At 69.1% G+C, this 26,081-nt stretch carries 30 protein-coding genes; 15 read left to right on the top strand and 15 right to left on the bottom strand.

Annotated elements, in window-relative coordinates; all coding sequences use genetic code 11:
* Window positions 1-182 precede the first annotated feature (182 nt).
* The 6 genes from ACYQ26_RS02905 to ACYQ26_RS02930 all read right to left on the bottom strand — a co-directional run bounded on the left by ACYQ26_RS02905 (window position 183) and on the right by ACYQ26_RS02930 (window position 4,726).
* Window positions 183-512 carry a hypothetical protein gene (locus tag ACYQ26_RS02905; protein WP_459806864.1) on the bottom strand — a complete coding sequence of 110 codons (330 nt, stop codon included), beginning with the start codon at window positions 510-512 and terminating at the stop codon, window positions 183-185.
* Window positions 513-890: 378 nt separating this feature from the next.
* Complete coding sequence (locus ACYQ26_RS02910) at window positions 891-1,259, bottom strand: hypothetical protein (RefSeq protein ID WP_459806866.1); 369 nt, start codon at window positions 1,257-1,259, stop codon at window positions 891-893.
* 116 nt (window positions 1,260-1,375) lie between these two features.
* The gene (locus ACYQ26_RS02915) at window positions 1,376-1,732 is read right to left on the bottom strand and encodes a hypothetical protein (RefSeq protein WP_459806868.1); all 357 of its coding nucleotides are present in this window, start codon (window positions 1,730-1,732) and stop codon (window positions 1,376-1,378) included.
* Between the two features lie 248 nt (window positions 1,733-1,980).
* A complete protein-coding gene (gene larE, locus ACYQ26_RS02920; RefSeq protein ID WP_459806870.1) occupies window positions 1,981-2,865 on the bottom strand; it encodes an ATP-dependent sacrificial sulfur transferase LarE in 885 nt (294 codons plus the stop codon).
* 78 nt (window positions 2,866-2,943) lie between these two features.
* Window positions 2,944-3,921 carry a Gfo/Idh/MocA family protein gene (locus ACYQ26_RS02925; RefSeq protein WP_459806872.1) on the bottom strand — a complete coding sequence of 326 codons (978 nt, stop codon included), beginning with the start codon at window positions 3,919-3,921 and terminating at the stop codon, window positions 2,944-2,946.
* Window positions 3,922-4,045: 124 nt separating this feature from the next.
* Window positions 4,046-4,726 carry a ThuA domain-containing protein gene (locus tag ACYQ26_RS02930; protein ID WP_459806874.1) on the bottom strand — a complete coding sequence of 227 codons (681 nt, stop codon included), beginning with the start codon at window positions 4,724-4,726 and terminating at the stop codon, window positions 4,046-4,048.
* 124 nt (window positions 4,727-4,850) lie between these two features.
* On the opposite strand from ACYQ26_RS02930, the gene ACYQ26_RS02935 reads away from it, so the two are divergent.
* Window positions 4,851-5,429, top strand: coding sequence for a DUF6789 family protein (locus ACYQ26_RS02935; protein WP_459806876.1), 579 nt, complete (start codon window positions 4,851-4,853; stop codon window positions 5,427-5,429).
* Between the two features lie 36 nt (window positions 5,430-5,465).
* On the opposite strand, the gene ACYQ26_RS02940 is transcribed toward ACYQ26_RS02935, so the two are convergent.
* Complete coding sequence (locus ACYQ26_RS02940) at window positions 5,466-6,059, bottom strand: ArsR family transcriptional regulator (protein WP_459806878.1); 594 nt, start codon at window positions 6,057-6,059, stop codon at window positions 5,466-5,468.
* Window positions 6,047-6,367 carry a hypothetical protein gene (locus ACYQ26_RS02945; RefSeq protein ID WP_459806880.1) on the bottom strand — a complete coding sequence of 107 codons (321 nt, stop codon included), beginning with the start codon at window positions 6,365-6,367 and terminating at the stop codon, window positions 6,047-6,049. The genes ACYQ26_RS02940 and ACYQ26_RS02945 overlap by 13 nt, the downstream gene beginning before the upstream one ends.
* Window positions 6,368-6,653: 286 nt before the next feature.
* Between ACYQ26_RS02945 and ACYQ26_RS02950 the strand changes: the two genes are divergently transcribed.
* The 5 genes from ACYQ26_RS02950 to ACYQ26_RS02970 are packed head-to-tail and all read left to right on the top strand — an operon-like array spanning window position 6,654 to window position 12,000.
* Window positions 6,654-7,007, top strand: a complete 354-nt coding sequence (locus ACYQ26_RS02950; RefSeq protein WP_459806882.1) for a four-helix bundle copper-binding protein — start codon at window positions 6,654-6,656, stop codon at window positions 7,005-7,007.
* 13 nt (window positions 7,008-7,020) lie between these two features.
* On the top strand, window positions 7,021-7,398 hold the full coding sequence (locus tag ACYQ26_RS02955) for an SPW repeat domain-containing protein (protein ID WP_459806884.1): 378 nt from the start codon (window positions 7,021-7,023) through the stop codon (window positions 7,396-7,398).
* A gap of 33 nt (window positions 7,399-7,431) precedes the next feature.
* Window positions 7,432-9,447 carry a glycoside hydrolase family 15 protein gene (locus ACYQ26_RS02960; RefSeq protein ID WP_459806886.1) on the top strand — a complete coding sequence of 672 codons (2,016 nt, stop codon included), beginning with the start codon at window positions 7,432-7,434 and terminating at the stop codon, window positions 9,445-9,447.
* 10 nt (window positions 9,448-9,457) lie between these two features.
* The gene (locus ACYQ26_RS02965; RefSeq protein WP_459806888.1) at window positions 9,458-10,978 is read left to right on the top strand and encodes a vitamin K epoxide reductase family protein; all 1,521 of its coding nucleotides are present in this window, start codon (window positions 9,458-9,460) and stop codon (window positions 10,976-10,978) included.
* Window positions 10,979-10,980: 2 nt separating this feature from the next.
* Entirely contained in the window at window positions 10,981-12,000 is a 1,020-nt protein-coding gene (locus ACYQ26_RS02970; protein ID WP_459806890.1) for an SDR family oxidoreductase, read from the top strand.
* 27 nt (window positions 12,001-12,027) lie between these two features.
* On the opposite strand, the gene ACYQ26_RS02975 is transcribed toward ACYQ26_RS02970, so the two are convergent.
* Window positions 12,028-13,233 (bottom strand): glutamate--cysteine ligase, encoded by a 1,206-nt coding sequence (locus ACYQ26_RS02975; RefSeq protein ID WP_459806892.1) that lies wholly within the window; start codon window positions 13,231-13,233, stop codon window positions 12,028-12,030.
* A gap of 238 nt (window positions 13,234-13,471) precedes the next feature.
* On the opposite strand from ACYQ26_RS02975, the gene ACYQ26_RS02980 reads away from it, so the two are divergent.
* Window positions 13,472-14,062 carry a cupin domain-containing protein gene (locus ACYQ26_RS02980; RefSeq protein ID WP_459806894.1) on the top strand — a complete coding sequence of 197 codons (591 nt, stop codon included), beginning with the start codon at window positions 13,472-13,474 and terminating at the stop codon, window positions 14,060-14,062.
* A gap of 70 nt (window positions 14,063-14,132) precedes the next feature.
* Here the strand turns inward: ACYQ26_RS02980 and ACYQ26_RS02985 are convergent, their stop codons facing one another.
* The 3 genes from ACYQ26_RS02985 to ACYQ26_RS02995 all read right to left on the bottom strand — a co-directional run bounded on the left by ACYQ26_RS02985 (window position 14,133) and on the right by ACYQ26_RS02995 (window position 15,678).
* Complete coding sequence (locus ACYQ26_RS02985) at window positions 14,133-14,633, bottom strand: YciE/YciF ferroxidase family protein (RefSeq protein ID WP_459806896.1); 501 nt, start codon at window positions 14,631-14,633, stop codon at window positions 14,133-14,135.
* A gap of 80 nt (window positions 14,634-14,713) precedes the next feature.
* Window positions 14,714-15,304, bottom strand: a complete 591-nt coding sequence (locus tag ACYQ26_RS02990; RefSeq protein ID WP_459806898.1) for a YciE/YciF ferroxidase family protein — start codon at window positions 15,302-15,304, stop codon at window positions 14,714-14,716.
* A gap of 47 nt (window positions 15,305-15,351) precedes the next feature.
* On the bottom strand, window positions 15,352-15,678 hold the full coding sequence (locus ACYQ26_RS02995) for a DUF5789 family protein (protein ID WP_459806900.1): 327 nt from the start codon (window positions 15,676-15,678) through the stop codon (window positions 15,352-15,354).
* Window positions 15,679-15,898: 220 nt separating this feature from the next.
* Here ACYQ26_RS02995 and ACYQ26_RS03000 point away from each other — a divergent pair, with 220 nt between their 5' ends.
* A complete protein-coding gene (locus ACYQ26_RS03000) occupies window positions 15,899-16,681 on the top strand; it encodes an MOSC domain-containing protein (protein ID WP_459806902.1) in 783 nt (260 codons plus the stop codon).
* Window positions 16,682-16,798: 117 nt separating this feature from the next.
* Window positions 16,799-17,140, top strand: coding sequence for a hypothetical protein (locus ACYQ26_RS03005; protein WP_459806904.1), 342 nt, complete (start codon window positions 16,799-16,801; stop codon window positions 17,138-17,140).
* A 56-nt stretch (window positions 17,141-17,196) separates the two neighbouring features.
* Here ACYQ26_RS03005 and ACYQ26_RS03010 read toward each other — a convergent pair whose 3' ends face one another.
* Together ACYQ26_RS03010 and ACYQ26_RS03015 are read right to left on the bottom strand one after the other, a co-directional pair.
* Window positions 17,197-18,159 (bottom strand): DUF368 domain-containing protein, encoded by a 963-nt coding sequence (locus tag ACYQ26_RS03010; RefSeq protein ID WP_459806906.1) that lies wholly within the window; start codon window positions 18,157-18,159, stop codon window positions 17,197-17,199.
* A 176-nt stretch (window positions 18,160-18,335) separates the two neighbouring features.
* Window positions 18,336-19,952 carry a SagB/ThcOx family dehydrogenase gene (locus ACYQ26_RS03015; RefSeq protein ID WP_459806907.1) on the bottom strand — a complete coding sequence of 539 codons (1,617 nt, stop codon included), beginning with the start codon at window positions 19,950-19,952 and terminating at the stop codon, window positions 18,336-18,338.
* An 81-nt stretch (window positions 19,953-20,033) separates the two neighbouring features.
* On the opposite strand from ACYQ26_RS03015, the gene ACYQ26_RS03020 reads away from it, so the two are divergent.
* From ACYQ26_RS03020 to ACYQ26_RS03040, 5 genes are all read left to right on the top strand, one after another.
* Window positions 20,034-22,097: a MutS-related protein gene (locus ACYQ26_RS03020; protein ID WP_459806908.1), complete on the top strand. Its 2,064-nt coding sequence runs from the start codon at window positions 20,034-20,036 to the stop codon at window positions 22,095-22,097.
* A gap of 94 nt (window positions 22,098-22,191) precedes the next feature.
* Window positions 22,192-22,359 (top strand): DUF1059 domain-containing protein, encoded by a 168-nt coding sequence (locus ACYQ26_RS03025; protein ID WP_459806910.1) that lies wholly within the window; start codon window positions 22,192-22,194, stop codon window positions 22,357-22,359.
* A gap of 107 nt (window positions 22,360-22,466) precedes the next feature.
* Complete coding sequence (locus ACYQ26_RS03030; protein ID WP_459806912.1) at window positions 22,467-23,597, top strand: ORC1-type DNA replication protein; 1,131 nt, start codon at window positions 22,467-22,469, stop codon at window positions 23,595-23,597.
* A 107-nt stretch (window positions 23,598-23,704) separates the two neighbouring features.
* On the top strand, window positions 23,705-24,103 hold the full coding sequence (locus ACYQ26_RS03035; RefSeq protein ID WP_459806913.1) for a DUF2267 domain-containing protein: 399 nt from the start codon (window positions 23,705-23,707) through the stop codon (window positions 24,101-24,103).
* 76 nt (window positions 24,104-24,179) lie between these two features.
* Entirely contained in the window at window positions 24,180-24,602 is a 423-nt protein-coding gene (locus ACYQ26_RS03040) for a DUF2267 domain-containing protein (RefSeq protein ID WP_459806915.1), read from the top strand.
* Between the two features lie 62 nt (window positions 24,603-24,664).
* Here ACYQ26_RS03040 and ACYQ26_RS03045 read toward each other — a convergent pair whose 3' ends face one another.
* On the bottom strand, window positions 24,665-24,934 hold the full coding sequence (locus ACYQ26_RS03045) for a DUF7553 family protein (protein WP_459806916.1): 270 nt from the start codon (window positions 24,932-24,934) through the stop codon (window positions 24,665-24,667).
* Between the two features lie 298 nt (window positions 24,935-25,232).
* On the opposite strand from ACYQ26_RS03045, the gene ACYQ26_RS03050 reads away from it, so the two are divergent.
* Window positions 25,233-25,997: a DUF4397 domain-containing protein gene (locus ACYQ26_RS03050; RefSeq protein ID WP_459806918.1), complete on the top strand. Its 765-nt coding sequence runs from the start codon at window positions 25,233-25,235 to the stop codon at window positions 25,995-25,997.
* Window positions 25,998-26,081 lie beyond the last annotated feature (84 nt).

A 26,081-nucleotide genomic window follows, 5' to 3' on the forward strand; every position in this document is an offset into this window, starting at 1 on the left:
ACCGCGGCCCGAACTAGGTCGGACGCCATGACCGCTCGGCTCGAATACCTGCTCGGGCTCAGTGCGCTAGTAATCGCCGGACTCGCAATGACGTCGCTGTACCTGCGGGCGGTTCTTCGACGCAAGGAACAGGACGAGACGTCTTTCCTGTCGCGCGTCGCACCGACCTGACGGATCGGCCCTCAGCGTTCCGGCCGATCGGAGGTTGGCCGTGCCCCCTCCGTCCCCGGGTCGCGGGTATCGGCTCCCGTTACCGCAGCCAGTCGCGTCGCTCGCCCGAATCCCAGACGCAGGAGCACCGTCGCGGCGAGGGCCGTGACGAGGAAGTCGAGAGGCCAGTGCCACGGGAACCGCTCCGGCGGGTCGCGCAGCGTCGCGGGGAGTCCGGATAACGCGGGCACGTACCAGAAGAGGTACCCGAGCAGGTAGAACCCGCCGACGATCATCCAAAACCAGTCGGTCGCCCGGAGCCACGACAGGGCCGCCGAGTCGCTCGCGTCCTCACGCGACATGGTCAATCGATTCCGTCGCCTCGAGGTGCGTAGCGACCCCGATAGAGCCCCGTGGTCGGTGCGCTGGCGGACGGTCGCTCCCGGTACGTAACCGGGCAGAATACGAGCCGCGCGTCTCGGCCTCTGGCATACCCGCCTTTCTACTTCGACAGGGAAAATGCTTGGCTCGAGCGTTCCTGGAATACCGGTCGAGGCCGCTTCTGACCCTCTCTTCGTCCGTGCAAGATATGCTATTCAGCACGACCGCCGAGACTCATCACCGATCGAGGGTTTCACCGAGATCGCTTGGTTCGCTGCTTGTGCGACAGCCAGCCTGTCGGCCGTCGTTCTTGCAGCCGCGAGAATCGAAATGGGAGACCGCTGCGTCTACTCGAGCGCTCAGTCGCCGGACGGCTCGTGGGTGGCGTGAGACTGCTGCTCGGGCTCGGACCCACGGAGCGAGAGCGCAGTTCGGTAGCCGCGCGCGAGCGTCCTCCGGGCGAAGTACAGCGCGTTGGTCGGGCCGGTCCGATCGATCGGAGCGCGGTAGCTGACGATCAGCGACCACATCGTCGCGACGCCGAGCGAGCCGGCCGCGGAGAAGGTCATGCCCATCGTCGCGTAGGTGCAGGCGTAGACCGCGCCGATGGTCATCGACGGGACGCTCGAGCCCAGCGGGACCTTGGCGGTCGCGTCGCGGACGGTCGGGGCGAGGAAGACGATCGAAAGGGCGCTGCCGGCGAGGAAGACGAGGTCTTGCCACATCATCAAAACTCCTTACTCGGATACGAGTAAAAAGTGCGTCGGTATTGTAAACTGGACGATATATTGACTGTCAGTCGACGGTGATTCTCACTGCTCGCGACGGCGACGTCGGTTTCGAGTCACCGGTGTTCCCGCGTCCGTTCGTAGGCGTAGTCGACGGCGTCCTCGAGCGAGCCGGGACCGTCGTAGTTGGCGGAGAACAGGTCCATGAACTGGCGGGCGATCCGGTTGCACCGTTCGAAGGTCAGCACGGTCCTGACGCGGATCGTCTCGGCAAAGTCGAGTCCGGGGTAGGCGGTCGCCGTCAGCGTGTAGCCGGGGTGGTCTTCGCCGTCCAGCGACGCCGGCGCGACCTTCAGCCGGAGGTCGCCGGATTCGTGGCGGTAGGTTCGATACTGCATCTCTCGGTCGGTGTCGGCCGGCGTGTACGACCGACTCTCTTCCGTGTTCCACGCGGGCGGCACGTCGGCGTCCATCGATCAGTGATACCGAGCCGAGTGCTACGTTCGTATCGCATTGCGCAATATTCCCGGACGTTAGTGCAGAAACTACACCTTCTACGAATCCACTGCCGATAATACGATTATATTCTGACCGATTGTCCACCAGGAAAGGTCGGTAGTGGACAATGGAACAACCGACATCGAATTCGGATCGGTCCCGACACCAGTTACGGGATCGAGTCTCCGATCAGGAGCGAACTGGCACGCTCATCCTGCGATCGTCAATCGTCGGTCTCGGATTCAGCCGCGAAGACGTCCTCGACGACCGGCTCGTCGGTCTCCGAGTTCGTCTCGGGGCTGACGCTCCCGGTCCGGTACCCGTGCAGATCCAGCGTCACGTGGTCGAAGCCGATCTGCGACAGTTCCTCGCGGACGGTCTCGGCGAACTCCGTCGTCAGCGCCCGCTCGAGTTCGTCGGGCGCGACCTCGATCCGCGCGAGGCCGTCGTGGTCGCGGACGCGGAACTGGTCGAATCCCCACTGGCGCAACAGCGCTTCGGCCTGCTCGACTCGCGTCAGGCGCTCCTCGGTGACCTCGAGGCCGGTCGGGATCCGCGAGGAGAGACAGGCCATCGAGGGCTTGTCGGCCACCGAGAGGCCGTAGTGCTCGGCGATCGCTCGCACCTCGTCCTTCGTGATGTCATGGGCCAGCAGCGGCGAGTGGACGTCCAGTTCCTCGACGGCCTGGAGGCCGGGGCGGTGGCCGGCGCCGGGGTCGTCCGCGTTCGTGCCGTCGCAGACCGTCTCGACGCCGTGCTCGCGGGCCGTCTCGAGCATCTCGCCGAGTCGCATCGTTCGGCAGTGATAGCAGCGGTCGTCGTCGTTCTCGACGAAGTCGTCGCTCTCGAGTTCGGAGAAGGAGACGATCTCGTGGCGGATGCCGATCTCGTCGGCGACCCGCTTCGCGTCCTCGAGTTCGGCCTCGGGGAGCGTCTCGCTTTTCGCGGTGCAGGCGATCGCGTCGTCGCCGAGGGCGTCGCGGGCGATCGCGGCCACCGCGCTCGAGTCGACCCCGCCGGAGAAGGCGACGAGCACCCCGTCGCGGCTCGCGAGGTCGTCGCGCGCGGCCTCGAGTTTCGCCTCGACCTCGTCCTCGACCGTTGTCATAGCCCCCCGTTCGTACCGGACGGGCAAAAGCGCGTTGTCGTCGGCGTCGCACCCCGACGCGTCGCGGACGCGGCCGGCTCAGGCCGCGTCGACGTCGACGGCGCGATCCGTCTCGGCGCTCTCGTAGAGCGCGCCGATGACTTCCATATTGGCGATCGCCTCGTTCCCGTCGGTGCGGGGCTGGCGACCGCTCTCGGCGCACTCGGCGAAGTGCTCGATCTCGAGGCGGTACTGGTCGACCGGGTCGAACGTCTCGACGGCGTGGCGGCCGTCGATGTAGTACTCGAGTTCGTACGTATCGCTCGAGGGGTTAAACGCGCCCTCGACCTCGATCCACCCGTTGGCGGCCTCGATGCGGTAGCGCTGGACGTCCTGGGTGTCGAACCCGGAGGCGATCCGGGCCGAGGCGTGGTCGTACTCGAAGATGGCGGCCAGTTCGGTGTCGACGCCGCTATCCCGGGAGTCGTTCGTGTAGGTGTAGACGCTGTCGGGCTCCCCGAGGAGCTGTCGGACCAGCGAGACCGGGTAGCAGCCGACGTCCATCAGGCTGCCGCCGTGCAGGTCCGGAGAGAGGCGGATGTCGTCCGGGTTGCCGAACAGCGGGAACTTGAACGACGCCGTCACGGAGCGAATCTCCTCGAGTTCCTCGCTGGCGAGTTCGAGCGCGCGCTCGGTGCGGGGGTGGTAGCGGTACATGAACGCCTCCATCAGCGTCACGTCCTGCTCCTCGCAGTGGGCGACGACCTCGCGGGCCTCCGCGGCGTCGACGGTCAGCGGCTTCTCGCAGAGCACGTCGAGGCCGGCGTCGGCCGCCCGCGTCGTCCACTCGGCGTGGAACTCGTTGGGTAGCGGGATGTACACCGCGTCGATGTCCGCCTCCTCGATGAGCGCCTCGTAGCCCTCGTAGTAGTCGGCGATCCCGTGCTCGTCGGCGAACGCCTCGGCCCGCTCGAGGTCGCGAGAGGCGACGGCCGTGACCTCGTGCTCGGTCGGTTCGATGCCGGGGAGAAAGGCCTTTCGCGCAATGCCAGCGGTACTCAGTATACCGAAATCCATGGTCCAACGTTTCGCGAAGGGGCGTAAATAACCGCCCGATCCGCTCGCGGGCCGTCGATCCGGTGCGTAGCGGGTCGCCGATCAAGTGATCAGTCTCGAGTACGACCGGCGGTCGCACTCACACTCAGGCCGTCGTCCACGCGATCGCGTTCCGCAGGAGCTCGCGGAACCCGTCGCTTCGCAGCGCCTCGTCCGTGTGGCCGATCGAGACGTAGCAGACTCGGCCGTCCCCCTCCGTTCGGACCCAGGCGATCGGGTAGTCCTCGAACTCGGGGTCGGGGTGGTCCATCCGGGCGAGGATCGTCAGGTCGCTCTCGTCGCCGTCGTCGACGTCGACCCGATAGGGTTCGTCGTGGACGCTGAAATCGTCGACGCCCTCGGTGACGGGATGATCGGCGACGATATCGACGCCGAACTCGGCCTGCTCGGGATGGTCGAGGAAGTGACCGCCCAGCAGCGAGCGCAGTTCCGGGATCGGTTCGTCGCGTTTCTCGAGCACCGCGTCCGAGTCAGGGTCCGACGGTTCCGTGCTCTGCAGGTCGGCGGCGCAGTGGACGCCGAGGTAGCCGCCGCCCGCCCGGACGAACTCGAGCAGCCCCTCCCGCTGATCGTCGGTGAGCGTGCTCTCGGTGAGGTAGTCGATCAGGAGGTCGTACGCCGAGTCGGGCAGCGCGGCGAGGTCGTCGCGGTCGGTCGTGGTCGTCACGTCGGCGGCGTCGCCGACCGCATCGACCAGTTCCGGCCCCTTTTCCTCGATCCTGTGGAACGGAAACGTATTCTCGCCGACCAGTAGCGCGTTCGTCATATCTCCGTCGTCGCGGTCGACCACCAAGTAGTTTAATACCGCGTGACGCCCGCCCGTCGATCCGGCCCGGCCCGTCACCAGCGCGCCCGAGCGTTAAGACGCTGCTCGCAGTACCGTCTCTCCCATGTCAGTATCCGATCGTCTGAGTCAGTTGCGACCGTCCGCCGGATCCGCGTCCGAGGGTCGAGCCGCGGACGAGCGCTCGCGCACCGCAGACAAAAACATCCCCGGCGCGGTCGCCCGGGGGGTTCAGGCCGGCTTCGTTGCGACCCTGATCATGACGGCCTTCCGGCTGCCGATCATGCGGTCGCTCCCGCCGTCGGCGAACTTCTGGTCGCAGTACGTCGCCCGCGACCACGACCCCGACAGCCATCCGATCGCCGGCCTCGTCCTGCACCTCGCCTATGGCATTCAGGGCGGCGCGATGTTCGGCGCCCTGTTCGAACTGCAGGACGCCGAACAGGCGATCGAACCCGAGCAGCGCGGCCTCGTCTGGGGGTCGGTCTACGGCATGGTGCTGTCGGCGCTCGGCTCGCAGGTCGTGCTGAAGGAACTACTCGGTATCCAACTCGACGCGGACGAACTCGCGCTGTTTCACGCGGGCCACCTCATCTACGGGCTCTCGCTGGGGGCCTGGGTCGGCTCCCGAACGGAGGGTTCCGAGCATCCGGAGACGGACTACGAGTACGACGACGGGAACTGACGCGAACTCGCGATCGGTCGATCGTCGCCCCGTCTCTCACCCGCGAACGGCGCCGTCGTCATCGTCGTCGGCCGCCGAGCCGGTGCGGGTGCGGATCTGTCCCCGAAGGTATCGCTCGCCCCGTCGCGTCAGGCGATACTTGCCGCGCTCCTCCTTCTCGACGAACCCGTGGGCCTCGAGTTCGATCAGCCGGCGGTTCACCTCCTTTCGGCTGAAGCCGGTGTTGAACGCCACGACCGACGGCGTAAGCGTGAGTCCAGTGCCCTGGAACGCGGCGAGGATCTCGTCGTCCATCGGCGTCATCCACTCGGCCGGCCGCCGGATCCGCGAGGGCTCGCTCAGCAGCACCCGCGCCCACTCGGTCGTCCGGGTGTCGTTCGTCACGGGATCGTAGAGCCCGAAGACGACCAGCAGGGCGGCGAGCGCGTGGACCCAGTGGACCAGCGCCGGCGCGACCAGTTCGGCGATCGGCCCGCCAGTCACGGCAAGGGTCAACCCCGCGACGGTGACGAGCACGAACCGACGGTAGGTCGCGACGGACGCCTCGAGCGAGAGGAAATACAGCAACTCGAGGGCGACGACGATGCCGATCGCGAGGTTGTAGCCGGCGAAGGGGCTCAGTCCGTCCACGGCGCGTCACCTCCGGACCCCCGCCGGTAGAACTGTCGGTGGCGGAGTATCAGCAGGCCGAGGACGATCGCGACGATCGTGTTCGCCGCGCTCCGGAGCACGTGCAGCGCGAGCGTCTCCGGCCCGGTCACGAGCACCATCGTGTGGTAGATCGTCAGCGTCACCATGCCGACGGAGAGGAGGGCGATCGCCGTCCCGAAGGGCGAGTTCCGGAAGATGCCCCACGAGAGCAGCGCGAATATCCCGGCCGCCGTGCTGGCGACGATCGCGACCGGCACGCCGAGGAGGTGAACGACGGTATGACCCACGAGCGGAGTGACGGTCCCGGCGGTCGTTAAGGCGCGGCATGGGATTTCAACCGCGCGGCGCCGTCCGGTCGGATCCGCCGAGGGGCGGGTTCGGACGGCGATCGATTCGCCGTTCGGCGACGCGGTCGACCGGCGCGCCCGCGCCGCGGAGAGTAATCGGTCGTAAACCGATCCTCACCGATCGGCCGCACCGCGGCGACTGCGGCGGGTATCACGCCTCACCGTTCGGCCGGTTCGCTGTGGGCTGTGGATAACGAAGCCGGTCGTTCCCGACGGGTCGACCACGATGGCACTGGAACAGATCGACCACGTGAGCGAAAACGAGGAGATGCAGGAGTGTATCGACAACTGCTTCGAGGCCGCTCAGGCCTGCGAGTGGTGCGCCGACGAGTGCGCCGGCGAGGGCGAGGAGATGGCCGAGTGTCTCCGCCTCTGTCGCGACGTCGCCGACCTGACGACGATGCACGCCCGGTTCATGGCCCGGAACTCGAACTACAGCACGGAACTCGCCGAGGCCTGCGCCGGCGCCTGCGAGGAGTGCGCCGAGGAGTGCGAACGCCACGACGCCGAGCACTGTCAGGTCTGTGCCGACGTGCTCCAGGAGTGCGCTGAGACCTGCCGGAACATGGCCTCAGCCTGATCGCGACCGACGGATGGACGCGACGACGAGGCTCACCGCCGCCGGCAACTGCCTGCTCGGCTGCTGGCTGATCGTCGCCGCCGTCGCCGCGTCGGGGCCGGGAATCGCCCGCTGGAACGACGTTCTGGTCGGCGGCGCGGTCGCCGTCCTCGCCGGGTACAACTACGCCGGCGTCCGCGGCCGGCGATCGCCGAGCGCGGCCGGCGCGGCCCTCGTCGCGGTCCTCGGCGGCTGGCTCGTCGTCGCGCCGTTCGCCTTCGGGCTCGGCCGCGCGGCGCCGGCGCTGTGGAACGACGTCGCCGTCGGGACCGTGATCGCGAGCTTCGGCGGCTACAACGCCTACGCCGCGGCCGCCGCCCCTGCCCCGTCCGTCCGCACGACCGCCGAATAACGACTACCGCACACCGCACTCACACCCCGTTCGATGGAATACCCACCGCTCGAGGCGTACGGCGCGATCGGCGACGGAAACACCGTCGCGCTGAGCGGCGCCGACGGCTCGATCGACTGGTGGCCGGCCCCGCACGTCGAGTCCCCCAGCGTCTTCGCCGCCGCACTCGACGCCGACCGCGGCGGCCGCTTCGCCGTCCGCCCGACGGCGTCGTTCGAGTCCGTCCAGCGGTACCGCGACCGGACGAACGTCCTCGAGACGACGTTTCGGACCGCCGACGGCGCGGCGACGCTGACGGACTTCATGCCGGTCGCGGCGGCGGGCGGGGCAGCCGCGGGAGATGGGGACGGGGCCGGAGACGGTAGTGAGGACGGGGACGATCGGCCGCCGGCCATCTACCGGAAACTCGAGTGCGACGAGGGGCCGCTCGAGGTCTCCGTCGCGTTCGAGCCGCGGTTCGACTACGCCCGCGACGTGCCCCGGATCGAACCGACCGCCGACGGCGTCGCCGCGATCGGCGACGGCGAGCAAGCAGTTCTCTCGAGCGATCTGGCGCTCGAGCCGACGGGCGACGGCGCGGGCGGTTCGGGTGATGCCGGCAGCGGTGCGGCCGAGACCGAAAACGGAACCGGAACTAGAACCGAGACCGCAACCGCGGCGACCGCGACGACCACCCTCGATCCCGGTGAGACCCGCTGGCTCGTCCTGGGGTACGACGAGGCGATCCCACTCGAGCCCTCGCGCCACCGGGAGACCCTCGCCGAGACGGTCGACTACTGGCGGGACTGGACCCACGACTGCGACGGCGACGACTGCCCGGTGGCGGGGCCGTGGCACGATCTGGCCGTCCGCTCGTCGCTCGTCCTCAAACTCCTCATCCACCGCGAGACGGGCGCGGTATGTGCGGCCCCGACGACCTCGCTCCCCGAGGACTGCGGCGGCGTCCGCAACTGGGACTACCGGTACAACTGGATCCGCGACGCCGCCTTCACCGTTCGGGCGCTCGCCGAACTGGACCACCTCGAGGAGGCCCGCTCCTACTTCGAGCTGTGTCTCGACCACTGCGGGCGCCACGACCCGGCGGAGATGCCGCCGGTCTACGGCCTCCACGGCGGGAACGATCTCGAGGAGCGCGTCCTCGACCACCTCGAGGGGTATCGCGGCTCCGCGCCCGTTCGCATCGGCAACGCGGCGCAAAACCAGTATCAACTCGACATCTACGGCGAACTGGTGCTCGCGCTCCACGAGAGCGTCCGCTACGGCGAGCCGATGCGGCCCGACGACTGGGGGGTGGTTCGGGACCTCGTCGACTACGTCGCCGAGGGCTGGGACGAGCCCGACGCCGGCATCTGGGAGATGCGGTCCGACCGCGAGCAGTTCGTCTACTCGAAGGTCATGTGCTGGACGGCGCTGGACCGCGGGATCAGTCTGGCCAAGGCGGCCGACGGCGTCGACGCGCCCGTCGAGCGCTGGCGGGCGGCCCGCGACGACGTCCGGACGGCGATCATAGAGCGGGGGGTCAGCGAGGAGACGAACAGTTTCGTGCGTTCGCTCGACGATCGGGACACGCTCGACGCGGCGAACCTGCTGGTCCCGGTGGTCGGGTTCCTTCCGCCCGACGACGACCGCGTACTGGGGACGATCGACGCGACGATCGACCGGCTGGCGACCGACGAGGGGCTCGTCCGGCGCTACGAGGGCGACGACGGCCTTCCGGGCGTCGACAATCCGTTCGTCGTCACCTCGTTCTGGCTGGTCACCGCGCTCGCGCTCGCCGGCCGGACCGACGAGGCCCGCGAGCGCTTCGAGTCGGTCCTCGAGTACGCCAGCCCGCTCGGCCTGCTGGGCGAGGCGGTCGACGACGAGTGCGGCGAGCAGCGGGGCAACTACCCGCAGGCGTACAGCCACATCGGCCTGCTCAACGCCGCGCTCTACCTGACCGACGCCGACGGCTCGAGCGACCGCTCGACGGCGCCGCTCGGTACTGCGGGGGCCGGCGACGTCGACTCGAGCACGCCGATCGTGCGACGACCGAACGATACCGAGTAACAGAGAGAGCATGAGCGACACAGACCACGACTCGACCGACGAACCGACCGCGGTGACGACCGACGCACGCAAGCGGCGCTCGCGATCGGACGGCGGTGACGGAAGCGGTGCGGACGGTGCGGATGGTGCGGGCGGGAACGGCGACGGCGGCGGAAACGGCAACGGCGGGAACGGCGACGACTCGATGCGGCCGGGCGACATGATGCTCGCCCATCCGACGAAGGAAACCTGGGTCCAGTACGCCGTCATCGCGCTGGGCGCCTGGCTCGTTGCGACCGCGCCGGCGCTTGGCTACGGCAGCGCGCTGGTGTTCTGGAACAGCGTCGTCAGCGGCCTCGTCCTGATCGCGCTCGCCGGCACCACGATTTACTACGAGAGCGGCTACGCGAACTACGCCAACGGCTTCGTCGGCCTCTGGCTGGTGTTCGCGCCGATCGCGTTCTCGGCGCCGACGGCCGCGGCCTACGCCAACAGCGGACTCGTCGGCGTCATGGTGATCACGTTCACGGTCCTGATCGTGATGCGCTCGGAGATGGACGGGCCGACCGTCCCGCCCGGGTGGTCGTACAACCCCTCGACGGGCGCCCAGCGCGCGCCGCTGATCGCGCTCGGGATCTTCGGCTTCTTCGCCTCGTGGTACATGGCCGCCTTCCAGCTTGGGTACATCGAGAGCGTCTGGGACCCCATCTACGGGTCGGGAACCGAGCAGATCCTCACCTCGAGAGTGTCGGAGGCGTTCCCGGTCTCGGACGCCGGCCTCGGCGCGGTCGCCTACGCCGTCGAGGCGCTGATGGGCTTTATGGGCGACCGACGGCGCTGGCGGACGATGCCGTGGATGGTCGCCTTCTTCGGAGTCGTCGTGATCCCGCTGGGCTTCGTGCAGGTGCTGCTGGTCATCATGCAGCCGATCATGGTCGGGACGTGGTGTACCCTCTGTCTCCTGTCGGCGTTCGGCATGCTCTGGATGATCGCGCTGACGGTCGACGAGGTCGTCGCGATGGGCCAGTACGTCGTCCGCCTGATGCGTCAGGGCGACAGCCTCTGGACGGCCTTCTGGATGGGCGGGACGATCACCGAGGACGAGTCCGGCGTCGACGGAGACGCGACTCGACCGATCGGAGACTCACCGGTCGGCGAGCCGTTCTGGGGCGTCTCGACCCCGTGGACGCTGCTGGCTGCGATGGCGCTGGGCGTCTGGCTCATGCTCTCGCCGACCGTCTTCGGGACGACCGGCCTCATGGCCGACAGCAGCCACCTGGTCGGCTCACTGGTCGTCTCCTTTACCGTGATCGCGACCGCCGAGCCGGCGCGCGCGATCCGGTTCCTGAACGTCCCGCTGGCCGCGTGGGTCGCCGTCGCCCCGTGGCTGTTCGGCGGCGTCCCGCTGCTCGCGACGATCAACGCCGTCGTCGCCGGCGCGCTGATCGTGATCTGCACCGTTCCGCGCGGCTCCTTCGAGGACCGCTACGGCGGCTGGGAGCAGTACGCGACCCTCGAGACGTTCGATCGACTCAACCCGCTTCGTAGCTAACGATGTCAGCAACGACCGATTCGGAAGTCGTCGTCGTCACGGGTGCATCGGCCGGCGTCGGGCGAGCCACCGCTCGCGCGTTCGCCGAACGTGGCGCCAAGGTCGGCCTCCTCGCGAGAGGCGAGGACGGCCTCGAGGGCGCCCGCGAGGAGGTCGAGGACGCGGGCGGCGAGGCGATCGTCGTCCCGACCGACGTCTCGAACTACGAGGAGGTCGCGGCCGCGGCCGAGACCGTCGAGAACGCGTTCGGCCCGATCGACGTCTGGGTGAACAACGCGATGGTGTCGGTGTTCTCGCCCGCCGCCGAGATGACCGCCGACGACTACCGCCGCGTCACCGAGGTCACCTACCTCGGCTACGTCCACGGGACGCAGGCCGCGCTCGAGCGGATGCGGCCCCGCGACGAGGGGACGATCGTGCAGGTCGGCTCGGCGCTGGCCTATCGCGGCATCCCGCTCCAGTCGGCCTACTGCGGCGCGAAACACGCCATCCAGGGCTTTACCGAGTCCGTCCGGACGGAACTCATCCACGACGACTGCGACGTCGAGCTGTCGATGGTGCAGATGCCCGCGATGAACACCCCGCAGTTCGAGTGGACGAAAAACCGACTGCCGAAGCAACCCCAGCCGGTGCCGCCGATCTACCAGCCCGAGGTCGCCGCTCGAGGGATCCTCTGGGCCGTCGACCGCGGCAAGGACGAACTGTGGGTCGGCCGGTCGACGGTGAAAGCGATCCTCGGGGAGCGCCTGATCCCGCGGCGACTTGACAATATGCTCGCCAGCGGCGGCTACGACTCCCAGCTGACCGACGAGCCCGCCGATTCGGATCGACCGAACAACCTCCACGAGCCGGTGGCCGGCGACCACGGCGCTCGCGGACCGTTCGACGAGCGAGCCCGGGGGCGAAGCGTCCAGCTGTGGGCGAGCACGCACCGCCGGCCGCTCGCGCTCCTCGTCGGCCTCGCGGCCGCGGTCGTCGCCGCGGTGCTCGGCCGAAACGGCGGCTCGACCGACGACGGGTGAGCCGCTGCCGGCTCGCCCAGCGCGCCGTCAGTCGAGCGTCCCCGCGAGTTCGGCGACGTCGGCCTCGAGCAGCCCCGCGTACTCGAGGCGGAGCTCCCGCGCGTCGGCCCGGGTCACGTACTGGCGGCCGTCGATCCGCGCGGAGATCGGGTGGTAGTCGCCGACGGAAAAGCCCATCCGCTCGAGGTAGGCCGCGAGCGGCGTCGACTCGAGCCCCTCGTAGGTCGCCGCGTCGACGAGGTCCGCGACGGTTGTCGCGCGGGGGAGCGCGAGGCCGTCGCTCGTGACGCGGCCCGGCGCCAGGTCGTCGCTTTCGGGCTCGAGGCGGCCGCTTTGTCTCCCGCGCCCCCCGCGTCCCCCGATGCGGACGGTTCCCCGGCGGAGCCGGTCCATCACCGTCGCGACGTCCTCGGCCAGCCGCAGGAGCTGTCGCGGCAGCGCGGCGTCCGGCGCCCGCCACTCGAGCGTCGACGGTACCCCGTCGCGGTCGCACACCCTGACCGGCGTCCAGCCCGCGTCGACGGGCGAGAGGTGCTCGTCCACCGCCGTCGCGTCGACGCCGTTCGCGACCGCTCGCGCTTTGACCCGCTCGTATCGCTCCGCGAGGCGGTCGCGCCATTCCGCGGTCGACTCGACGTACCGGCAGAGCCGGTCGCCGCGGGACCCGCCGAATCGCTCGCGGTAGCAGTGGGTCCGCGCGCCCGCAGCGACGCGGTCGCCGTCGAGGTACGGCGTCGAGTTGACCAGCGCGAGCGCAGGGGTCAGCGCGAGCAGGGCGTTGAGCTGGTCGGTCGGCGACGTCCGCTCGACGCGGATTCGAGCGCCGGCGCAGTCCGGGACGCGGTCGCCGTTCGTCTCGAGGCCGCCGTCGACGTCGGTGTCGATACCGGTGCTATCGGTGTCTCCACCGCTTGTCCCCGCGATCGCCCGTCGCACTCGGCTGCGCTCGCTCCCGTCTCGACCGACGGCCGGGTCCCCGTTAATCGGCGTCGCCAGCGGGACGAGTCGCCGCTCCGCGGTCGCGGCCCTCGAGCGGGCCGCCTCGAGTCGCGCGACGAACGCCCGCCGGAGCGCGGCGATCGACTCGCAGGGGGGCGTCGTCACCGTCAGCAGCGACCCGGGATCGCGCGGCTCGCTTTCGATCCCGTCCGCTGCGTCGGCGATCGGTCCCGCCGGCGCGAAGTCGCCGTCGCTATCGACGGTCCAGTAGTCGACCTCGAGGCTCGTGTGCATGATCAGAGTCGCGGTGTCGCTGTGCGGCGCGGCTCTCGGACGCGCCGCGGTCGTCGCCGCCGGTCGTATCGGACCGCTCGATTCGGGTCCGGTCGCTGCGATTTACTGCCGTTTCGACCCCTCGCGCCGAAGTGGCCGTGCCTGCAGGTGCGTGCGGACGGCCCGCGAGCGCCGTCGAGTCGGCACGTTCCGGTCGAACCGTTTTCCGCTGGGTCGGCGAAGTCGACCCAGCCCACCCATGCTCCGCACGACCTCGAGCGACGCCGACGAGATCGCGAACCCGGTGACGGGCGAGCGCATCCGGTTTCGCCGGGCGACCGAGTCCGCGCTGCGGTTCGAGTACCGGCTGGCGCCCGGCGGCTTCGCGGTCGGGAAGGTCGACCACGTCCACCCGAATCAGGCGGAACGGATCGCCGTCGAATCGGGGCGGCTCGGCGTCCGCATCGACGGCGACGAGTGGACGGCGACGCCGGGCACGCGGTTTTCGGTGCTTCCCGGAACCGCCCACACGATCTGGAACGAGGGGCCCGACGAGATGCGCGCGGTGATCGAACTCCGGCCCGGGCTCGAGCTCCGCCCGTTCTTCGAGACGATGTTCGGCCTCGCCCGCGAGGGGAGGACCAACGGCTGGGGGCTGCCCGGCCCGCTGCAGCTCGCGGTGCTCGCCGACGAGTACCGCGACGCCTTCGCCTTCGCACGGATCCCGATCCCCGTCCAGCGCGCGCTCGTCCGAACGGTCGCGCCGATCGGCCGGCTCGCGGGGAGGCGGGCGCGGTACGATCGGTTCGGCGGGGATCGGACCCGCGCCGCGGCGGAGTCGCGCCGGTGACGCCGTCGAACCCGGTTCTCGGTCGCCGACGGCCGGTCCGCGCTCGCCGTCCCCGCCCCCGCGGCCGCTGCTACGCCTCCCCGAGTTCCATCGCCTCGCCGATCGACAGCTCCGTCTCGAGTTCCTCCAGGGCCTGCAGCGTCTCCCGTTCCTCCGCGAGGTTCGTCTCGAGCGGTTCGACGACGTCGTCGGCGTAGGCGAGACGACCGGCCAGCCGCACCAGCGTCTCGTAGCTCCTGATCTCGAGCCGTTCGGCCAGCAGCCCGCGTTCGAGGTCGTCCGGGACGCTCGGCTCGCCGCCCGCGCCGTCGCGCATCCGTCTCGAGTCGGCCAGCCCGTCGACCGAGCGCGCGCGGCTGGCCCGCGGCCGACGCCCCAGCGCCTCGAAGACACTCTCGAGGCGCTCGATCTGGCGGGCGGTCTCCTCGCGGTGGGTGGCGAACCGATCGCCGAGCTCGTCGCTGGGCGCGTCGGTCGCCATCTCGTCGAGCAGTTCGAGGTGGGTGCGCTCGACGTAGTAGGCGTGCTGTAGCTGGTATCCGAACAGGTCCTCGAGGGTTTCGACGTTCATGGGTGGTGGCGGTGGTGCGGTGGTACGGTGGTGGCGGTGTAATGGCGATACGACTGCAACCGCGAGCGGCGCGGCGGCGATCACTGCGATCGATCCAGCGACGCCCGGTCGGCGGACTCGGCGGCCGTCCCCGCGGCGAGCAGCCGCTCGATCGCCTCGCCGTCGGCCAGCGAGTCGACCTCCGAGCGGAGGTCTCGCTCGTCGTCGTAGTTCTCCCGGAGCGCGTCGACGACCGCGTCGCCGGCGTCGTCCTCGAGCGCGCTGGCGAGCCCCATCGTCCGCTCGTAGGCCGTACACTCGATCGCCTCGAGTTTCAGCACCGTCTCGATGTAGAACAGCGGCCGGAGCTCGTCGTTCAGCACGACGTTGTTGAACTTCTCCTTGTCGGCGATCAGGCCGTCGAGCTCCGGAACGCGCCGGGTGTCGGGCGCCGCGTCGAGCGCCTCGAAGGCCCGCTCGATGCGCTCGAGGTGGCGGTCGCTCTGCTCGCGGTGCTCGTCGATGGCGTACTGCAACTGCTCGCGACACTCCAGTTCGCGCAGGTCGTCCAGCGTGTCGATCGCGACGTCGGACGACAGCGTCTCGAGTTCGCCGCGGAGTTCCCGTTCGATGTAGTAGAGCCGCTCGAGTTCGGCCGTCAGTGCGTCGCGTGGGGTCTGTGTAGTACTCATACGTAGGGAGGCGGTGAATCGGGGGCGGTGGAAAGACGCGAACGCGTTCAGAACGACTGCTGCATCCGCATGTGCTCGTCGGTGTCGTGAGGACTGTCGCCGCGGTCGCTGTACCGCGGTCGGCCGACGGCATCCCGCCTGACGCCGTTCAGGATCGCCAGCTCGAGCTCGTTCCGGCTCTCGTAGGTCTCGTGGCCCGAGGTCTCGAGGATCGTCCGAAGCGTGTCCGACTCGCGCGGGTAGGTGATTTCGACGTCGGCGTACTCCTCGAGCACCTCGTCGGTGGTCATCGGGAACGTCGCGTCGGTGAACAGGTCGGCGACCGATCCGATCTCGAGCGATCTGACCTCGTCGGCGTCGTTTGTGTGACTCATCGGACGGTCCTACCCGGATGGATCGGATAGTAGTACACCCTGCAAGCGACGACCGGCTGCTGTCGGGCGATTTCGGTCGCTCGCCCTTGCCGACCGATGGCACCGTTCTCGACTGCGGTCGGTACTCCTCGAGATCGAACCCGAAATTTCGTCGTATGTTTCCCGCCGAACGTTGTTCGAACAAACACCTATACGTGGGTCGATCCAGTACTTGTCGCCAATGGCACAACTCGAGCGGCTCAGGGTGTACCCCGTGAAGGGCCTGGACGGCATCGATCTCGAGTCGGCGTCGATCCTCGAGGGCGGCACCGTCGAGTACGACCGCGAGTTCGCCCTGTTCGACGACGACGGCGAGGTCATCAACGGCAAGCGGACCGACCGCGTCCACGACCTTGAGACCGATTTCGATCCCGCGACGCGCGAACTCGTCCTCGAGACGGCCGACGGCGAGCGCCGCCGGTTCGCCCTCGAGGACGAGAGCGACCGCGATCGCGCCGAGGCGTGGTTCGGCGACTTCTTCGACGCGGACGTCTCCCTCGAGCGCGACCGGTCGCTGGGCTACGTGGATCGCCGCGAGATGGGACCGTCGGTCGTCAGCACGGCCACGCTGCGCGAGGTCGCGTCGTGGTTCGACGACGAGGGAATGACCCTCGAGGGCGCGCGCCGTCGCATCCGAGCGAACGTCGAAATTTCGGGCGTCCCGGCGTTCTGGGAGGACCGATTCGTCGGCGAGGAGGCCCCGGCGTTCGAGATCGAAGGGATTCGGGTTGAGGGGGTCACGCCCTGTGGCCGCTGTGTCGTCCCCCAGCGCGACCCCGATACCGGCGATCCGATCGAGGAGTTTCAGCAGCGGTTCGTCCGGAAGCGCGAGGAGACGTTCCCCGAATGGGCTGACCGGGACGCCTTCGACCACTACTACACGCTGATGATCATCGCGAACGTGCCACCGGCCGATCGCGGCGAGGCGGTTTCAGTGGGCGATACGGTCGACATTGTCGACTAGCGGGACCCGGCGACCGCGACGCCGCTTCGGATCACCGCTCCTGCCGGCTACCGGGCACTCGAGACCGTTGAACACGCAAGGAGCAGACCGATCGTCCGCGTCGGTGAACGGTCAGGTATGTCTGACTACGAGATGCACGAACCCGAGTTTTCGGGCACGACGACCGACGAGTGGGACGAGCCGCAACTCGAGGATTTCGATACGGACGACCTGGGCGAGGTCGCGGATCACTTCATCCTCTCGGCGTCGGGCTTTCCTCCGGAGAACTTCACGGACCTCAAACTCCCCGTGGTCGATCCGGACGGCAACCTGAACAAGAACGCCCTGCAGACGGCCAAAAGCGGCGGGCACGGCGTCGGCGCGATCGACGATCTAGACGACGACAAACGGGACGAAATCGAGGACATGATCGACGAACTGGCGAACGATAACTTCGAGGACGCCGATTTCGGCGATTGAACCGTTGCGGAGACGGTTCGGCGGCCACCTCTCGTTGCAGCGTCGATCCTCCCGACTCACTCCGGATCGAACCCGCCGACGAGGTACTCGAGCGCGAACAGGGCGATTGCGCCGACCGCGGCCCACGCGACCGTCAGCCCGATCGTCTCGGCGGTCCACGCGTGTACCTCGCCGATGTTGTGCAGCGGCGCGGGCGTCGACCCGGCGATGAGACTCACCAGAAAGACGAGCGTCAGGTTCCGACGCCAATCCAGCGCGGCCCGGACGACGCGGGCGACGGTGACGAGGCCGACGACGCCGCCGACGACGAACAGGATCACCGTCGTTCCCGGATCGACGACGGCCGCCGTCGACCCGCCCTCGAGAACGACGTCGCCGATCGCGCGGACGAACGCGCTCAGTTCCGAGGAGAGGAAGACGTACTGACCGAGCAGGATCAGGATCAGCGAGCCGGAGACGCCGGGCAGGATCATCGCGCTGACGGCGAGCGCGCCGGCGGTGACGATGACGATCGGGCCGCTGCCGGGGAGGCTCACCAGGTCGGCGGCGACCAGCAGCGCGAGTCCGGCGCCGACGATCGCCGCTACGACGTGGGATCGGGACGCAAACTCGAGGCTGCGGCCGAGCGTGACCGCCGAGGCGGCGATCAGCCCGGTGAAGAAGCCGAACATCGGGAGCGGGTGCGACGATGCGAGCGACGAGACGATATCGGCGATGAGGACGACGGCAGTGACCATTCCGACGCCGAGCGGAACCAGAAACTGCAGGTCGAGCTCGAGCAGCGCCTCGCGCGCCTTCGTCCGCCGATCGGAACGGTATCCCCGGAGCACCGTCACGATCCGGCCGGGTGTAAACGCCGTGACGGCCGCGATCAGCCGCCCGTAGAAGCCGAGCAGGAGCGCGACGGTGCCGCCGGAGACGCCCGGGAGGGCGTCCGCCGTCCCCATGCAGAGCCCGTAGGCGTACGTCCGCAGCAGTTCGAACCGATCGACCGCGAGGTCGAGTCGTTCATACCCCATGCGTTCGCCCCTGCGGATCGTCGGTCGCGGTCGGGACAACTGTCGGTCGACCTCGTCGTCTCGAGTCCGTGCGGGCGGCCCCGCGCGTCGGTTGCATATTCGACAGGGGGACGCCGACACGTATAAAAGTACGATTCCGCGTCAGTTGGCGGAGCGTTCCCGCCGACCGTGTGCCGTCAGGCCGGCCGTCCCATCGTGTACAGGAACATCGGCGTCTGTCCGGCGGCCCGCGGCGCGAAGAAGTCCGTGACGACGTCGTCGTAGAACGTGAGTCCGGTCCCGCCCAGATCGCGGTGCGCGTACGTCGCCAGATACAGTCGGCCCGCGGTCAGGGCGGCCTCGAGTTGGGCGACCCGATAGCCGCGATCGCCCAGCGCGTCGACGATCTCGGCGAGATCGCTCATGAAGTACAGACAGACCGCGGCGTCGCCGCCCAGCCGCTGATCCAGGGCGAGGTGGCTCGCCTCCCGCCGAAACTCGCCGCTTCGGAGCCGCTCGAGTTCGCCCGCGGCCGGGTGGTAGTGGTAGGTTCCGGGCTCGAGGCCGTCGACGCCGGTGACGAGCAGGTAGGGGTCGACGAACGACAGCGGCTCAGCGCCGCTCTCGGGTCCCTTCCCTCCGTCGTCCCGACGGCGAACGTCCATCGGCACGCCCCGCACGGCCCGATCGAGGACGGTCGACAACTTGCGAAAACTGATCGGATCGCGGTCGTACTCCCGACAGGAGCCCCGTCGCTGGATCGTCCGGTGGAGCGGCCGACTCGAGGCCGTCTCCGAATCGACGGGCTCGAGCAGAACCCGCTCGCCGTCACCGGGGTCGCGGCGGCCGATGGGGCCGCCTGGGCGGTCGGTGCGCCACCGCTGGGCGTCGGCACCGTCCTCAAGCGTCCCGGCTTGCCACGCCTCGTGGATCAGCGGGAACCGCTTCTCGTTCGGCGAGAGGGGTTCCGTCTCGGGATCGATCGGGTCGACGGTGGGCGGCTCGTCGGCGGGTGGCTCGCCGGGCGGATCGCCGGTCCTGGAACTGGAGCCGATCGGAACGATCTCGAGCGGCGCCTCGCGTTCGGGATCGACGCCGAGTAGGTCGGCGACGGGCCGATCTGCGAACCCGGTCATGACCTCGGCACAGTAGTCCAGCGCGTGGGCGACCGCCAGCAGGTTCGCCAGCGTCGTCCCCGAATCCCAGAAGGCGTGGCGGAAGGTGCGATCCGCGTACTTCCAGGCGTTGCGCCACCACGTCGAGGTCGTCACGATCGACAGCGGCGCGTCGGCGACGGCGTCGTCCCCGGCCGCCGTGGCGAGGACGCCGCGGTGGTCGCCCTCGCGGAGAACGTCCAGCGACAGGGTTCGCGGGTCGAAGTGATAGACGCCCGCCTCGAGGCCGGATTCCGCTCGTGCCGGATCGTCTTCGCGACCTTCGAGATCGCCGCAGATCACGTACAGATCGATATGGTACAGCGCGCCGGTCGTCGCTGCGGCGCGGAACAGGTGCGTCCGGCCGCGTCGTTCGATGGATTTCGTGATGCCAGCCGCGTAGTAACAGAGAGTGGTGACGGTCTCGAGCGTCGGCTTTTGCTCCCGAGTCGGGTCCCCGTCCGGCGTCGACTCCGCGATCGCCGAAAGCGCCGGCTGCTGGGGCGGCCGGATCCGCTCGGCGAGCGACCGCGTCGGCAGGTCGACGTACGCCTTGTACGGCCGCGGCTTGTTGTCGAAGTTCAGGCCGCTCGCGCCCTCGCGGACGCTCCGCGGCGAGTGTTTCGTCCGCTCGTGGTACTCGAGCGCGTCGATCGGCATGCGGGACGATACCACGCCGCCGCCGTAAAACCCGGGCGGGAACTTTTTCTCGCTCCGGTTGGATACGACCGTCGAGAAGCAATGGACCTCGAGTCGATCCCGGGCGTGGGCGAAAAGACCGCGCGGGCGCTGTCGGCACTCGACGATCCCGAGCGAGCGCTGCGCGCGGGCGACGTCGCGACGATCGCGACCGCACCCGGGATCAGCCAGGGCCGGGCCGCCCGCATCGCGCGCGGCGCGATTCGCCACGAACACGACGACCCCGGTGGCTTCCTCGCGACCGATCGCGCCAGAGAGATCTACCGCGAGGTCCTCGGCTTGCTGAAGCAGCGGACAGTCACCGACTACGCCGCCCAGCGCCTCGAGACGATCTACCCGAGTCCCTGTCGCTCCCGGATCGAGGAGGTCCGGGAGTTCGCTCGCGAGGCCCTCGAGCGCGAGCCCGACCCCGACGTGCTCGCGGCGCTCGAGGGGGTCGAGCCCCTCCGGGAGCCCGGCGACGTGCGGGTCCGCGAGCGCTGCCTGGCGACGACCGACGCCGAGCGGTACGCGGAGGCGAAGGAGGTGATCCCCGAACTCTCCGTCGAGGTCGTCGAGGACGCGCAGGGGCTGGCCGAACTCGCGCGGGGCTACTCGACGGTGATCGCCCTGGACGAATCGTTTGCCGGCGTCACCGTCGAGGGCGACGTCCAGGTCCGCCCCGACGCCCTCGAGAACCCGGCCGAGATCGTCCCCGAGCGGCCGCTCGCCTTCTTCGCGCGCAATCGAGACCGACTGCGGGCCGCGATCGACGTCCACCGCGCTGCCGATCTCGAAGCCGACTGCGACCTCGCGGCGCTCGAGGACGGCCTCTCGCGGCTCGACGACGACGGCACCGTCGCGGGCGACGACGAACTCGACCGGCTGACGACGGCGGTCGACAACCTCGACGCGGCCGTGAGCGCGGCCGAGAGCGTGGCGAACGACCAGTTGCGGGACGCGATCCGCGAGGAGGACGTGACCATCGAGGGCTCCGATCTCCTGTCGCTGGTCGAGCGCGGCGCCGGCGTCGACTCGCTGCTCTCCCGGGAGTTGGCCGACGAGTACGCCGCGGCCGTCGAGGCCGCCCGCGAGCACCTGATCGACGCGCTCGACCTCGATACAGGCGAGGCCGAGATCGCGCGCCGGGTCTTCGGCGACGAGCCGACGTTTCCGGTCGAGCGCGACGAGGACGCCGTCAGCCGCTTACGCGAGGAGCTGACCGCCGCCAAGGAGCGACGCGCGGGCCGGCTCAAGCGCGAACTCGCCGCCGATCTGGCCGACCAGCGCGAGAGCGCCCGCGGGCTCGTCCGGACGGCCCTCGAGCTGGACGTCGAACTCGCAATCGCTCGGTTCGCGGCCGATTTCGAGTGTACGATGCCGGAATTCGTCTGGGACGCCTCGGCGTCCGACGAGCAGACCGGCTTCGCCATCGAGGGCGGCCGCTCCCCGCTGCTGGACGAACCCCTCGAGGCGATCGACCCCGTCGACTACGCGGTCTCGGGCGTCGCTCTGCTCTCGGGGGTCAACAGCGGCGGGAAGACCTCGACGCTCGACCTCGTCGCGAGCGTCGTCGTGCTGGCGCACATGGGCCTGCCCGTCCCCGCCGAAGGCGCCGAACTGCGGCGCTTCGACGACCTGCACTACCACGCCAAGACCCAGGGGACGCTGGACGCCGGCGCCTTCGAGTCGACGGTGCGGGAGTTCGCCGACCTCGCGCAGGGCGGCGAGGGCTCGCTCGTGCTGGTCGACGAACTCGAGAGCATCACCGAACCCGGCGCCTCGGCGAAGATCATCGCCGGCATCCTCGAGGCCCTCGAGGAGAACGGCGCGACGGCCGTCTTCGTCTCCCACCTCGCCGGCGAGATCCGCGAGATGGCCGACTTCGACGTCACCGTCGACGGCATCGAGGCCGTCGGACTCGTGGACGGCGAACTCGAGGTGAACCGCTCGCCGGTCAAGGACCACCTCGCGCGGTCGACTCCGGAGCTGATCGTCGAGAAGCTGGCGACCGAGAACGGGACCGGCGACGGCGATTCCGGGGCGGTCGCGACCAACGGCGGGCGCGCGAGGACCGACGGAGCCGAACCGGGCTTCTACGATCGGCTGCTCGAGAAATTCGAGTGACGGACGACGAGGCGACTCGACGAGCGGCGGGGAAGTTCAGCCCCTATACTATGCAAGTAGCATACCTACGACTCGACGCGGCATCTGTCACGGTATGCCCTACCAATTCGAGTGCTCCCAGGGGAACTGTCAGTTTCGCATCCGCTCGAGCAGCGCCGACGAGGTCGAACGGCTCGTTCGCGCCCACGTTCGGATGGTCCACAACAGTCGGATCGACCGCGCCGACCTCGAGCGCGGCACGGACCGCGTCGAACTGGCGTGAGTCTTCCTCCATGACGACCGCGTTGCGTGCGGAACAGCGCGATTACCGATCGGAAACGGGCGATTCGCTGCGAACAACTAAGTAGCTCCGACAGCGTGGTGAAAGTGATGGCAGACGACCCCGACGAGGGGATGTTGTCGTGGGACGAATCCGTGTTCAGGGACGAGCACGTCTTCGAAATCGACTACGTCCCCGAGACGTTCAAGCACCGCGAGGGCCAGATGGAGAGCCTGACGTACGCGCTCCGACCGGCGGTGCGCGGGTCGCGGCCGCTGAACGTGATGGTTCGCGGACCGCCCGGGACGGGCAAGACGACGGCCATTCAGAAGCTGTTCGACGAGGTCGGGGCCCAGACCAGCGACGTCCGTACGATCCGCGTCAACTGTCAGGTCAACGCGACCCGCTACTCCGTGTTCTCGCGGCTCTTTGAGGGGACGTTCGACTACGAGCCCCCCTCCTCGGGGATCTCGTTCAAGAAGCTGTTCGGCCAGATCGCCGAGAAGCTCGTCGAGGACGACAAGGTCCTGGTCGTCGCCTTAGACGACGTCAACTACCTGTTCTACGAGAACGAGGCCTCGGACACGCTGTACTCGCTGTTGCGCGCCCACGAGGAGTTCCCCGGCGCGAAGATCGGCGTGGTCGTCGTCTCCTCCGATCCCGCCCTGGACGTGATCGACGAACTCGACTCGCGCGTCCAGAGCGTCTTCCGCCCCGAGGACGTCTACTTCCCGGTCTACGACCAGCCCGAGATCGTCGACATCCTCGAGGAGCGGGTGAGACGCGGCTTCCACGACGGCGTCATCGACCGGTCGACCCTCGAGTACGTCGCCGAACTCACGGCCGACAGCGGCGACCTGCGCGTCGGGATCGACCTCCTGCGGCGGGCGGGACTGAACGCCGAGATGCGCGCGAGTCGCACCGTCGAGCGCCAGGACGTCGAGGAGGCCTACGAGAAGTCCAAGTACATCAACCTCGCGCGCAGCCTCTCGGGGCTGACCGACACCGAGCAGGCACTGCTCGAGGTGATCGCCCACCACGACGGCGAGCAGGCCGGCGACATCTACGACGCCTTCCACGAGCGGACCGACCTCGGCTACACGCGCTACTCGGAGATCGTCAACAAACTCGATCAACTGGGCCTGATCGACGCCGAGTACACGGACGTCGACGGCCGCGGCCGGTCGCGTTCGCTATCGCTGTCCTACGAGAAGGAGGCGGTGCTGGATCGCCTCGAGTAACCGATTCGCCGTCTGATCGGTTCCGCCGTATCGGCGTCCGCCGCGGCCGCGACGTGCCGGCAGTCGCCGGCCCAACCGCAACGGGCGACTCCGTCCAAGCCGGCCGTATGGAACGTCACGACTTCTACGGCTCCGTCCAGTACGAGGCCAACCTCGCCGACGAAGCCGACGCGCGCGACGCCACGCAGGCGGTGCTGTCGACGCTGGGCGAACGGTTAGACGAGACGCGCCTGCAGCGCATCGACGGCGAACTCCCCGACGAGATCGGCGATCACCTCGCCGAGGGCGCCTCCGAACGGCGATTCGACTACGACGAATTCCTCGAGCGCATCGGCGACCGCGCCGACCGCGCCGAGACCGGCGAGCCGGAGGCGCTCGCGCGGGCGGTCGTCGGAACGACGCTCGAGCACATCAGCGACGAGGAGGCCGAGGGACTGCGCGAACGGCTCGAGGAGCTCGATTTCGGCGCGGCGATTCCGGAGACGGGGCCGGGCGCCAGGAGGTAGCCGACGCTCCCGCCGGCGTCCGGCACCCGGCAGTTGCCGCCCGAACCGTGAGGAGCGGAGTTGCCCTTCGACGGATATGGACCGAACAGCACTACTCGAGAGGGTCGGCGACCGCGCCGCGGCCGACGCGGACGAGGAGGCGGCCGACGATGCGACGCGGGCGGTCCTCCGGACGCTCGGCGAGCGGCTGAGCGAGGACGAAGCGCGGGATCTGGCCGCGCAACTGCCCGGCGAGCTGAGCCAGCACCTCACGCAGGGCGAGTCGGGCCGGCGCTTCTCCGAGGAGGAGTTCGTCTCCCGGATCGACCAGCGCATGGACACCACGAAACTGCACGGCGAAGAAGCGGCGACGACCGTCCTCGGAACGATCCTCGAGGCGGTCGACGAGAGCGAGCGCGCGGCCGTCGTCGACCAGTTCGAACGCTACGGCTTCGGCGAACTGCTCGCGGAGACGGACGCGGACGTCGACGTCAACGAGCGGACGCCGGGCGAGTACTGAGCACTGCTCGCTCGTCGCGTACGGTTCGGATCCGGCTCGCTCCGAAGGAGCGGCGGTGACGGCTACGCCTGATCGACCTGTTCGCGGTAGTCCTCGATCGTTTCGATGGCCGACTCGACCTTGGCCTCGGTGTTGCCGTCCGCCCGCTCGCGGACCTGCCGGAGCGTGTTGAGCCGCTCGTCGAGGATCGCGTGATCCGGCTCGGTGTCGCTCATCACGTAGTCGGCGAACGCGTCGGTCGTCTCGCGGATGTCGCCGCGCACCTCGTCGTCGTCGGCCGATTTGGCCGCCTCCTCGAGGTCGTCGCGGGCCTGCTGCAGTTGGTCCGTCATAGACGATTCCACCACGAGGCGGCCCATAACCATTGAGCGAGCAATCGCCACGTTCGGATAGCCGCCGCGAGAAGGGCGATCGGACGGTCGAATACGGGGCGACTACGGGACGGAGCGACCGCAAGCCGCCGCTCGGCACTCGAGGGGCCGAGGCCGGTCCGTCGATCGCCCTGCGTTACGGCCGCCCTTCGCTCGTCACCGACGGGCTACACCGCCAGCGACGACGGGAAACGGCGGGACAACCATCGATACTAACACGCACAGTTTTTCGCTCCCGGTCCTCCGACTCGGTCGCACCATGCCAGTATCACGACGGACGGCCCTGAAATCGCTGGGCGTCGCCGGAGGATTGACCGCAGCCAGCGGAACCGTCTTCGCGACGGGCGAACACGAATCGGACGAACGATCGAAACACAAGAAAAGCGGAAAGGCCGACGGTGACGAGCCGGCGACCGACGTCCCCGCTGCCGCAGTCCGCGTCGCGCACTTCGCGCCGGACGCACCGAACGTCGACGTCTACGTCGACTGGACCCGCGTCCTCGAGGACGTCCCATACGGCGAAGTCTCGCCGTACCTCGAGGTCGAGCCGGGCACCTACACGGTGACGATCACGCCCGCCGGCGATCCGGAGACGAAAGCGTTCGAGGGCGAGATCACCGTCGGCTCGGGCTTTTACACCGTGGCGGCGATCGGCGAACTCGGCGCGGGCACGTTCCGTCCCGAGGTCCTCACGGACGCCGGCTCGGCGCTGGTGCGGGCGTTCCACGCCTCGCCGGACGCGCCCGCGGTCGACGTCTACGCCGACGGCGAGCCGCTGTTCACGGGCCTCTCGTTCGGCGAGTCGACGAACTACCTCGCCGTGCCGGCCGGCAGCTACGCGCTGTCGATCCGGCCGGCCGGCGACCCGGAAACCGTCGTCGCCGAGTTCGACGCGACGGTCGAGGCCGGCACCGCCTACACCGCGAGCGCGATCGGCTACCTCGAGCCGCCCGCCGACACCGCGGATCGCGGTCTCGAGGCCGAAATCTCGGTCGACGGCGCGATGAGCGCGAGCGACGACTGACGCGGCCGGAGCGACTCGATCCATCTAGCTATTTTCGGCGCAGCGCGAGAACCGGCAGCGACCGGTGCGGCCGCACTCGCCGCA

Source organism: Halopiger thermotolerans (genome assembly GCF_054654555.1).